This window comes from Streptomyces sp. NPDC023573 (genome assembly GCF_055559735.1).
The window spans coordinates 453426-463483 of record NZ_JBVHKB010000003.1; the positions used below are offsets into that span (position 1 = coordinate 453426).

A 10058-nucleotide genomic window follows, 5' to 3' on the forward strand; every position below is an offset into this window, starting at 1 on the left:
ACCACTGCCACAGCTATCGAAGGAGTACGGGGACCGATGCGGGTGGGAATCATAGGGGCCGGAGGGATCGGCCGGACGCACGCACAGGCGGTCCTGGCCGTCGAGGGCGCCACGCTGGCCGGCTTCTACGACGTGGACGGCCCCAGGGCGGCGTCGGTCGCCGACGGTCTGGGCGTACCCGCCTTCACCTCCCTGGACATGTTCTACGAAGCGGTCGACGCGGTCGTCGTGGCCTCCCCCAACCGCACGCACGCCTCCTACGCCTACGAGGCGGTCGACCGTGGGCGGCACGTGCTGTGCGAGAAGCCGATGGCCGTCTCCGTCGAGGAGACCCTCGCCATGCGGGAACGCGCGGCCGGCGCATCCGTGGTCTGCTGCGTGGGTTTCAACTACCGCTGTCTGGGGGTGGTGCGGGAGATCCGCCGGCAGATCGACGAGGGCGTACCGGGCCGTGTGCTCCACATCGACCTGGCGTTCAGGCGTGGCAGCGCGCTGACCCGGAAGACGTTCACCTGGCGGGACAATGCCGCCGAACGCTTCACCAGCGGTGCCCTCGGCGACCTGGGCGTGCATCTCATCGACCTGCTGCACCACCTCTTCGACAGCGAGGTCGACACCGGGTCCTGTGAGGCCGGGCTGCGGACGAAGGTGGCCGAGAAGGAGGGGCGCACGGTGTGCGTGGACGACCACGCCTTCGTGAGCGGCCGGCTGACCGGTGGCCCGCACTTCACACTGACCGCGTCGAAGTCCTCCATGCCCGAGGACGTCGGCTTCCGCGTCCTTGTCGCCGGCACCCGGGGCGAACTCCGGTACGACTCGCAGGACGGCCCTGTCCTCGACGTGCGCACAGGTGTGGAGTGGGAGCCCGTGAAGATCCTCGGCACCCTCGGCCTCGAGGACCCGCCCGGCGAGATCCACGGCTGGGCCGATTCCTTCGTGACCCAGCTCCACCACTGGACGGCGGCCGTCGCCGGCCTCGGGCGTGCGGGGGCCCTGGCGGGATTCGACGACGGGCACCGGGCTCAGCGGGTCCTGGACGAACTGCTGCGCAAGGGGAAGACAGGGTGACCGGCGGGGCCGGGGGAGTCAGGACTGCGCCGGGGCCCTGCCCAGCACGGCGCTGACATCCACGGTGTCCTCCGCGGACGGAGTGGCCGTGGGCACCGGCTCGTCGAAGCCGGAGAAGTCCACGGCCGCATCCGCCCCGTCACCCAGCACGGTGATCCGCACGGGGTAGTGCTCGCCACCGGTGTCGACGTACGCCTTCAGCTTCTGCCCGTGCAGTGTCCTGGTGACCGGCACGGTCCGTACGCCGTCGACCGTCGTCACCTCCCCCTTGGTGAAGGTCCCGACGCCGTTGCCGGCATTGTCGGAGACCAGCTCGCGGAAGGTGTCCAGATCACACGCCTCCACGACGGGCCGCAGCCTGGAGTCCGAGGCCGATCCCTTCATGTACCGTCCGGCGAGAACGGCCTCGAAGGCCGAGCCGCCCACGGGCACCTGGTTCTCCCAGAAGTCCGCGTCCGGCTTCAGCCAGACCGAGTCGCCCCGTTTGACGATCTCCACAGAGCCCTTGCCCTCGCCGAGGTCCACACCGCCCGCGCAGTTGCCGTTCCGGTCCACGCTGAGATTCACCGTCATCGGTGGGCGCCCCTCCCCGAGGTCGCCCCGCGCACGCAGATGCACGGAGCCGACGTCCAGCAGGGCCTCACGCGAGCGGTCGGCGATCTGCTCGGCGGGGAGCGCTTCGATGTCGTCGTCCGCCTGGGCCGCAGTGGTGCCGGCGACGGCGAACACGACCACGGCCGCACAGGCCGCAGCACGGGTGGCGATGCGCTGTCCTGTCACGGCGCCTCCTCGGAAACGTCCCTGTTCAGGGCCCTCACGAGCGGATTTCACCCCACTTGGCGAGCGTACGCCCACGCACGGTCGCGTGCATGGCGGGCCGGGCGGCGCACATCAGCTCGCGGACCGTCGTCACCTGCCGCTCCCGGCGCGGACGAAGCGGGCGACGACCTGCTGCGCGACAGCCGGCAGGTCTGCGTCGGTGACGAGCCGGACCGGATTCGCCGGGTCGGGGCGGACCGTCGACGGGGCGGTGGTCGGATCATGGGGAGTGGTCCGGGTGCGGCCCTTGAACGTGATCCACGTGTCGGTCTCCCGGGCCGGGGCGGTGGCGTAGCGGCCCGCTGCGCGGATCGCCTCGCTCCCGTCTCCGGGGCGGCCGGCGGTGTGCCGGCCGCCCCGCGTTCAGAGCAGGGCTTCGATGGTGATGGGCAGTTCGCGGGCTCGGCGTCCGGTGGCGTGGAAGACGGCGTTGGCGATGGCGGGTGCCACGCCGACGGCGACGACCTCGCCGAGGCCCTTGACGCCGATGGGGGCGGCATCGAGGTCCTCGCCGTTGTCGAGGTAGACCGCCCGCAGGCCGGGGACGTCGGCGTTGACGGGGACGAGGTAGTCGGCCAGGCCGGCGTTCACGATCCGGCCGTCGCGGTGGTCGGTGACCGTGTGCTCCAGCAGGGTCTGGCCGATGCCGCCGACCATGGCGCCCAGGGCCTGGCTCTCGGCGAGCTTGGGGCTGATGACGCGGCCCGCGTCGTAGACGCCGAGCATCCGCCGGACCCGCGCCAGGCCCAGGCGGGCGTCGACGGCGACCTCGGCGAACGTCGCCCCGAACGCGTACTGGGACGACCGTGCGGGGCCCGAGGGCGGAGTGAAGGAGCCGAGTGTCTCGAGGTGGGTACGGTTGTTGCGCGTCAGGAGCTGCCCGTAGGTCTCTGTGCGCGCCTGGTCGCCGCGTACCCGCAATCGGCCGTGGAGGACGACGACGTCGTCGGCACCGACGCCGTACAGGGGCGAGCCGTTGTCCTCGATGGCCAGCTCGACCGCCTGTTGCCGCAGCTTGTCGCAGCCGTCCTGGACGGCGGAGCCGACACTGGCCATGGTCAGGGAGCCGGAGTGGGGCGGGGACGCCGGCAGGAGGGAGTCGCCGAGCCGGAAGTTCACCCTTCGCATGGGCAGGCCGAGGGCGTCCGCGGCGAGCTGGGTCATCGAGGTGTAGGTGCCGGGTCCCATGTCACTGGACGCGGACTCGACCGAGGCCGTGCCGTCGGCGTCCAGCCTGACCCGGGCGCCGGCCCCGAGCCGTAGGGTGTGGTAGCAGCCGACGGCCACGCCCGTGCCGATCAGCCGGTCGCCGTCGCGGGCGGAGCGCGGCGTGGGGTCCCGCCGGTCCCAGTGGAACTCGTCGGCGCCCACCCGGAGGCACTCGCGCAGCCGCCGGGTGGAGAACGGCAGTCCTCTGGAGGGATCCTGCTCCGGTTCGTTGCGCAGCCGCAGTTCGATCGGGTCGATGCCCAGTTCGTGGGCGAGCTCGTCCAGGGCCGATTCGATGGCGAATGCGGCGGTCGCGTATCCGGGGCCGCGCATGAACGTCGGCGTGTTCACGTCCAGCGGCACGGTCCGGTACTTCTGGCTGACGTGGGGGGTGGCGTAGAGCATCTGCCCCGCGGACCCCACGCCTTCCATGAAGTGCTCGTACGTGGAGGTCTCGGCCCTCATGTCGTGGGCCATCGCGTCCAGTTGTCCGCTCCGGTTGCTGCCCAGGCGCAGTGTGTACTCGTAGGCGGGCCGGAACCCCACCGCGTAGTACAGCTGCTTGCGGGTCAGCACGAGTTTCACCGGGCGGCCGGTCTCCCTGGCGGCGAGGGCGGCGATGGTGGAGTGCGGCCAGACCCGGGCGGCGTTGCCGAACGCGCCGCCGACGAAGGGTGAGATGACGCGCACCGATTCCGGCGGGATGCCGAACACGGCGGCGAGTTCGCTCTGTGTCCCCTGCACCCACTGGGTCTTGTCCCAGACGGTGAGCTTGTCGCCGTCCCAGCGGGCGATGGTGGCGTGCGGTTCCATGGCGTTGTGGTGCATGCGGCCGAGCCGGTAGGTGGCCGCCAGCCCCACCTCCGCGGAGGCCAGCGCCTCTTCCGGGCTCCCGCGCTCGTAGTCCTGCGGGGGCAGGGGGTCGTTGACCGGGAGCCCGGGCGCCGTCAGGTCGGTCGAGGATTTCTCCGCCTCGTACGAGATCCTCACCCGGCCCGCGGCGTGCTGCGCGGTCTCCAGCGTCCGGGCCACGACCACGGCGACGGGCTGCCCGAAGAAGCGGACCCGGTCGTCCTGGAAGACATGAAGCCGTTCGCCGGCCGGCGGGTCCATGAACGCGCCGGGGTTGTCGCGGTACTCCAGTCCGGGTGCGTCCAGGTGACTGATCACCCGGAGGACGCCGGCCTGGGCCAGGGCGGTGCGGGTGTCGACGGCGGTGATGCGACCGCGAGCGATGCCGCTGTCGACGACGACCGCGTGCACCGCGCCCGCGATCTCGTGGTCGGCGCTGTAGTCGGCCTTACCGGTGACCTTCAGGCGCCCGTCCACCCGGGAGAGCGGTGCCCCGACGGCTGCCTGTGGCTGGGGGCTCACCCGGCACCTCCTACGATGCGCAGCTGGCGTTCGATGGTGCGTTTGAGCAGCTCGACCTTGAAGCGGTTGTGTTCCAGCGGGCGGGCTCCTTCGGCTGCCCGCTCGGCTGCCTCGGTCCACAGTGCGTCCGTAGGGCGTTCGCCGACGAGACATTTCTCGACGGCGGGGAGTTTCCACGGGACGGTGCCGACGCCGCCGGCTGCTACCTTCGCCTCCCGGATCATTCCGCCGCGCAGGTGTAACCCGACGGCTGCGGAGGTGAGGGCGAACTCGTACGACTGCCGGTCGCGAACCTTCAGATAGCCTGATCTGAGCGGGCGCGGATGGGCGGGAACATCCACTGACGTGATCAATGCCCCTGATGTGAGGGCCTGTTCACGATCGGGGGTGCTGCCGGGCCGGAGGAGGAAGTCGGCGAAGGGCACGCTGCGCTCGCTCCCCTCCGGGTCCAGCAGGTTCACGGTCGCCTCCAGTGCCGCGAAGGCCACGGCGGCGTCGGAGGGGTGGGTGGCCACGCAGTGGTCGGAGGTGCCGAGGACGGCGTGGGTGCGGTTGTAACCGTTCCGTGCCGCGCATCCCGAGCCCGGGTCGCGCTTGTTGCAGGCGGCGGTCACGTCACGGAAGTACGTGCAGCGGGTGCGCTGCATGATGTTGCCGCCGATGGTGGCCATGTTCCGCAGTTGTGGGGAGGCACTGAGCTCGAGTGCCTGCGAGATGACGGGGTAGGTGGCGCGCACCTTGAAGTGGGCGGCGGCCTCGGCCATCCGTACCAGGGCGCCGATGCGCAGGCCCCCGCGTTCGGTGACGGTGATCTCGCGCAGCGGCAGGTCGCTGATGCCGACCAGTGCGCGGGGGCGTTCCACGTTCTCGCGCATCAGGTCGACCAGGGTGGTGCCGCCGGCGACGTACCGGCCGCCACGCCGCCCGGCGGCCAGCGCGCCTCGGATGTCGGAGACCTCGGTGTAGGAGAAGGGGTACATGGCTGCCGGTCCTCATTTCCCGTGTGCGGCCTGGCCGACCGCCTTAACGATCTTGGTGTAGCAACCGCAGCGGCAGATGTTGCCGCTCATCCACTCGCGGATCTCCTCCACGGAGCCGCTGTGGCCTTCCTGGATGCAGCCGATGCCGGACATGATCTGGCCGGAGGTGCAGAAGCCGCACTGGAGGGCGTCCTGCTGGATGAACGCGGCCTGCAGCGGGTGCAGCCGGTCGGCCTCGCCCGGGGTCAGCCCCTCGATCGTGGTGACCTCGGCACCTTCCAGGCGTATCGCCAATGTGAGACATGAGTTGACGCGGTGTCCGCCGACCAGGACCGTGCACGCCCCGCAGGCGCCGACGTCGCAGCCCTTCTTGGAGCCGGTCAGACCGAGATGCTCGCGCAGCAGGTCCAGCAGCGAAGTCCGGTTGTCGATCGCGACGTTGTGCCGCTCGCCGTTGACGGTCAGCGAGAGGCGGCCGCTGGGCGGAGCGGAGGCGGCACCCGATGCGGCGCCGAGTGCGGGCGTGCCCGCGATCAGGCCTCCGGCAACCATGGCCCCGCCGACCGCGGTGGTCGTCGCGATGAACGTGCGCCGGGACGGCGCCGGCGGGGACTCGGTGAGGGGAGGAGAAACCGACTCGGTCTGTTCAGTGGACATGTGTGTACCCCCGGCTCGGTGGTGGAGTGATGAAGGGCCGCACTGTCCCGGGGTATCGAGGGCCGGGAAGTCGCGGCCGGCCTCGGCCCACGCCGTCGGGGCCTCCGCAGGTCAGCAGTGCACCCGCCGATCTCGGCGGCGCCAGGCTTTCCTTCCTGTCGTCATCTCCCCGCCGCGGTCATCCGGCTGACGACCCGGATGACCTGCCGTCGGGTGGCCAGACGCCGGGCGAGGGCGGCGGTCACCTGGTTCATGCGTCCCGCGATGACGCTGGGGGGCGGGTTCCTGCGGTCCAGGGCGGCAAGTGCGGTGCGTACGACATCGACGGGCGAGGCGAGCTTGCTCCCTCCGGCGGCCTGCATGGTGCCCACGACGTCGAAGAACTCGGTCCGGGTGGCGCCGGGGGACACGGCGAGCACCCGCAGTCCGGTGCCGCGTGACTCCTCCCACAGGGCCTCGGTGAGGCTCAGGACAAACGCCTTGGTCGCCCCGTAGAGCGCCATACGCGGGTTGGGCTGATAGGCGGCCATGCTCGCCACATTGACCAGCACGCCGCGCCCTTCCTCCCGCAGTCGCTCGATGAACGCGCGGCTGATGTCGGCCACAGCCGTCACGTCCACGGCGATCTCCCGGCGCAACCGTGCCGGATCCGCCTGGTGGAAGGGACCGAAGGTGGCGAACCCGGCGTTGTTGATCACGCTGGTGACGTGCAGACCGCGCCGCTCCACCTGTGCGGCCAGCGCCTGTCCGGGGTCGTCCGTGGCCAGGTCCATCTCCACGACGTGGACCTGGACGTGGTGGCGGGCGCGCAGCTCGGCGGCCAGCTCCTCCAAGCGCTCCCTGCGGCGGGCGACCAGCACCAGACCGGAGCCGCGGGCGGCGAGCTGGCGGGCGAACTCGGCACCGAGGCCGGCGCTGGCACCGGTGATCAGTGTGGTCTGTCCCTGGTAGTCGACTGCTGTCATGTGCTGCCCCTCGTTCAGTCGCTGTCTTCCTGGCAGTTAATGCCACGTAGGCGGCTCCTGTCCAGAGGCGATAGTCTGAAGTCCATGACGACTTTGTGGGACCGCTCGCGACAGGTAGCCGTCGAGGCGATCCTGGACACGGCGGTTCGCCTATTCGCCGAACAGGGTTACGAGCAGACGACGATCGCGCAGATCGCCCGGGAAGCGGGGATCTCGCAGCGTTCCCTGTTCCGGTACTTCGGCACCAAGGAGGACCTGGTCTGCGGGGATCAGGACGCGCTGGGCGAGCTGCTGAAGCAGACCGTCGAGCAGCAGCCGGCCGACTTGTCCGCTTGGGACGCGCTGCGCGCCGGCTTCGAGGTCCTCCTGACCGCCAACCACACTCCTGAGCGGGCGTTGGAGCTTTGCCGTCTCATTTTCGACACCCCATCGCTGCGCGCCCGCTACATCGAGAAGCGCCTGCGCTGGCAGGCCGCACTGGTCCCGATCATCCAGGTGCGGCTGGGCACCGCCTCCGGCCCGGCCCCCGACCCGCGTGCCAAAGCGGTCATCGCCACGGTCTTCGCCTGCGCGGACACGGCGACCGAGCTGTGGGCCGGACACGACGGGCGACTCGACCCGGTAGACCTCTACGACCAGTGCCTCGCGGCGGTGCGGGGCACTGGCTGAGAAGCCGTTCTGCACTCGGAGCTGTCGCGGACGGTGCCGCTGGTGTGCGGCGGTGCCGGGCGGGCCGGAGGAGGGTGATCAGGCGAAGTCGGCCGGGACGATGCGCAGTTTCCCGGCGATGTCGGCGAGCGCCTGCTGATCCGCTGTGGTGAGCCGGTCGAGAACGAGCTCTCGTACGGCGCGCAGGTGCGTGGGGGCCGCCTGGTGTACGACGTCGAAGCCTTCTTCGGTGAGTTCGGCGAGGGTGTAGCGGCCGTCGGACGGATCCGGATTCCGTGCCACCCACCCTCGGTGCTCAAGGCGCTTGACGACGTTGGACAGACGGGAGAACGACCCGCTGGCCAGGAAGGCGAGTTCCCCCATCCGGAGCTTCCGCTGCGGAGCCTCGGACATGTGGCTGAGTACGAGGTACTCGAAGAGCGTGAGGCCGTGCTCCAGCCGCAGCGGCGACTCCAGTTTGCCGGGCAGCAGCAGGACGAGGGAGACAAGCCCCGTCCACGCCTCCTTCTCCCTCGCGTCGAGCCATCGGAGCTCCTCGTCGTCTTCGTGCTCAGCCTTGCCGCTCATGGGTCCTCCCGGTTCGCTGCCCTCCACCGCCACCATCACTTTACGCATGAACTCATCGCGCGTACTGTTACTTCAAGCGTGAACTCAACTTTGAAGTGAGGGCATCATGAGCACCGTCACCTTCGGCGTCACTCCGGGCTATGGGGAGAAGCTGTTCGAGCAGCTCGGTTACAGCCAGGCCGTCCGCGTCGGCGACCGGGTCGAGATCTCCGGCCAGGGAGGTGTGGACGACGATCTCGTCATCCCCGACTCCCTGGAGGAAGAGATCACCCGGGCTTTCGACAACGTGGAACGCACGCTCGCCACGGTCGGCGCGACGTGGAAGGACGTCATCCACGTGAACTCGTACCACAAGGTCGCACCCGGAGACGACGCCATCGGCAGCGATCACAACAGCGTCATGACCGATCAGTTCCGCCGGCGCTTCGAGGGCCGAGCGCCGATCTGGACGGAGACCGGGGTGACGGTTCTCGGCCTTCCCGCCATGCGCGTGGAGATCCGCGTCACCGCGATCGTCGGCGCCACGGACTGAGCTCCAACTCCTGGACCTGCCCCGCCGCCCCGGCGGGTCCGCGGCGGACATCGCGGACGCCGATCCGCACGCGGCGGGGCAGGTGCACCGCGACGCTGCGCCGCCTCCAACACGGCGCCGACGTCGCGCAGCGTCTGTGCGGTCCGCTCGGCGACCGAGGCGCCTGCGATGTCGGCGCTGCCCGGTGTATGGAGGGTGATGTTCGGTGCTGTTCTAGGCTACGGAGGGTCAGGGATCACAGCCTTGAAGAGCACCGGCACTCGGCGGAAGCGTCGACCGGGACGCTGCCTGGCCCACCGAGAAGGCCGGGGGACTGACAACCCGCATGTGATGGTCACCCGCCAGGCGAAGTCCAGGGCCTATGTCAGTCATGTCCTTGACGCCTGCGGCTTTCCGGCCCGCAGCATTCGACTGCTCTACCTGGTCAACACCATGGATCCCCAACTCGTCGCCGCCGCGTTCGGCATGGATTCCGATGCCATGATGATCTGTCTCGACGGCCACGCCGACCTCGGCCGCATGCCTGAGGCGTGACCGACGCGATAAATTCACTGGTCACGGCAGTGCTCGATCTACAGAATCAACAGAATGCCGCGCTTCTTGTGTGACCACTGCCGACTCCCCCTCACCGAACCGGTCACCAAGGTGAAAGTGCCGCCTTCGGTGCCGATGTCGGAGATCCCGGGTGTCCGGACACGTCCGGCCCGCGTGCCCTGCGGAACCTATGCCCCGAATTTCCGGCTGAGCGAGTTCAGCGACGACGTCCCGGGCTTCATCGTGCACCCCACCGACTTGATAGGCACCGAACAGCATCCCGACCTCATGCGATCAATCGGCTGCTGCCAGGGCCCTGCAGGTGGCAACGGCCTGAACCTGGTCTGCAGGGGCTGCGGAGGCGAAGTCGCCACCCGACAAGCGGACTGTTACACCCAGAACCAAGTAACACTGGAGCCGACTGCGGTCTGTCTCTCCTTCTCCGACGACTGATCCGCCACCTCCCTCGTCACCCTCGCCCAGGATCTTCCGCCGGCGGTCCCCGGTCCGATGCTCGGCCTTCTCCCCGCCAGCCGCGCCCCCAACAACCCCACAAGGCAATACAGCTAGCGCATGACTGGGCAGTTGGCAGCCTCATACTCGTCCGCGATGGTGAAGACGCTGGCACACCTCGGGCACTCGGCTCTGCCGAAGAGATGCGCGATTCCCTCAGCGAGTGCAGCT

11 protein-coding genes are annotated in these 10058 nt (G+C 69.7%); 5 read left to right on the plus strand and 6 right to left on the minus strand.

The genetic code is table 11. The annotated features are described in order from the left end of the window. The first annotated feature begins 36 nt into the window (after nucleotides 1-36). Nucleotides 37-1068, plus strand: a complete 1032-nt coding sequence (locus ACZ32T_RS12550) for a Gfo/Idh/MocA family protein (RefSeq protein WP_467366680.1) — start codon at nucleotides 37-39, stop codon at nucleotides 1066-1068. Nucleotides 1069-1086: 18 nt separating this feature from the next. On the opposite strand, the gene ACZ32T_RS12555 is transcribed toward ACZ32T_RS12550, so the two are convergent. From ACZ32T_RS12555 to ACZ32T_RS12575, 5 genes are all read right to left on the minus strand, one after another. Continuing rightward, entirely contained in the window at nucleotides 1087-1848 is a 762-nt protein-coding gene (locus ACZ32T_RS12555) for a hypothetical protein (protein WP_467366682.1), read from the minus strand. Between the two features lie 402 nt (nucleotides 1849-2250). Further along, nucleotides 2251-4470 (minus strand): xanthine dehydrogenase family protein molybdopterin-binding subunit, encoded by a 2220-nt coding sequence (locus ACZ32T_RS12560; RefSeq protein ID WP_467264291.1) that lies wholly within the window; start codon nucleotides 4468-4470, stop codon nucleotides 2251-2253. Continuing rightward, nucleotides 4467-5450 (minus strand): FAD binding domain-containing protein, encoded by a 984-nt coding sequence (locus tag ACZ32T_RS12565; RefSeq protein ID WP_467366684.1) that lies wholly within the window; start codon nucleotides 5448-5450, stop codon nucleotides 4467-4469. Before ACZ32T_RS12565 ends, ACZ32T_RS12560 begins: the two co-directional genes overlap by 4 nt. A 12-nt stretch (nucleotides 5451-5462) precedes the next feature. Next, on the minus strand, nucleotides 5463-6107 hold the full coding sequence (locus tag ACZ32T_RS12570; RefSeq protein ID WP_467366686.1) for a (2Fe-2S)-binding protein: 645 nt from the start codon (nucleotides 6105-6107) through the stop codon (nucleotides 5463-5465). A 161-nt stretch (nucleotides 6108-6268) separates the two neighbouring features. Continuing rightward, the gene (locus ACZ32T_RS12575; RefSeq protein WP_467366688.1) at nucleotides 6269-7072 is read right to left on the minus strand and encodes an SDR family NAD(P)-dependent oxidoreductase; all 804 of its coding nucleotides are present in this window, start codon (nucleotides 7070-7072) and stop codon (nucleotides 6269-6271) included. A gap of 84 nt (nucleotides 7073-7156) precedes the next feature. On the opposite strand from ACZ32T_RS12575, the gene ACZ32T_RS12580 reads away from it, so the two are divergent. After that, on the plus strand, nucleotides 7157-7741 hold the full coding sequence (locus ACZ32T_RS12580; RefSeq protein ID WP_467366689.1) for a TetR/AcrR family transcriptional regulator: 585 nt from the start codon (nucleotides 7157-7159) through the stop codon (nucleotides 7739-7741). Nucleotides 7742-7819: 78 nt separating this feature from the next. Here the strand turns inward: ACZ32T_RS12580 and ACZ32T_RS12585 are convergent, their stop codons facing one another. Beyond that, entirely contained in the window at nucleotides 7820-8308 is a 489-nt protein-coding gene (locus tag ACZ32T_RS12585; protein WP_467366691.1) for a MarR family winged helix-turn-helix transcriptional regulator, read from the minus strand. A 106-nt stretch (nucleotides 8309-8414) separates the two neighbouring features. Between ACZ32T_RS12585 and ACZ32T_RS12590 the strand changes: the two genes are divergently transcribed. The 3 genes from ACZ32T_RS12590 to ACZ32T_RS12600 all read left to right on the plus strand — a co-directional run bounded on the left by ACZ32T_RS12590 (nucleotide 8415) and on the right by ACZ32T_RS12600 (nucleotide 9827). After that, complete coding sequence (locus ACZ32T_RS12590) at nucleotides 8415-8840, plus strand: Rid family hydrolase (protein ID WP_467264303.1); 426 nt, start codon at nucleotides 8415-8417, stop codon at nucleotides 8838-8840. Between the two features lie 327 nt (nucleotides 8841-9167). Next, nucleotides 9168-9374: a hypothetical protein gene (locus tag ACZ32T_RS12595; RefSeq protein WP_467366693.1), complete on the plus strand. Its 207-nt coding sequence runs from the start codon at nucleotides 9168-9170 to the stop codon at nucleotides 9372-9374. A 54-nt stretch (nucleotides 9375-9428) separates the two neighbouring features. Continuing rightward, nucleotides 9429-9827, plus strand: coding sequence for a hypothetical protein (locus ACZ32T_RS12600; RefSeq protein WP_467366695.1), 399 nt, complete (start codon nucleotides 9429-9431; stop codon nucleotides 9825-9827). Nucleotides 9828-10058: the final 231 nt, after the last annotated feature.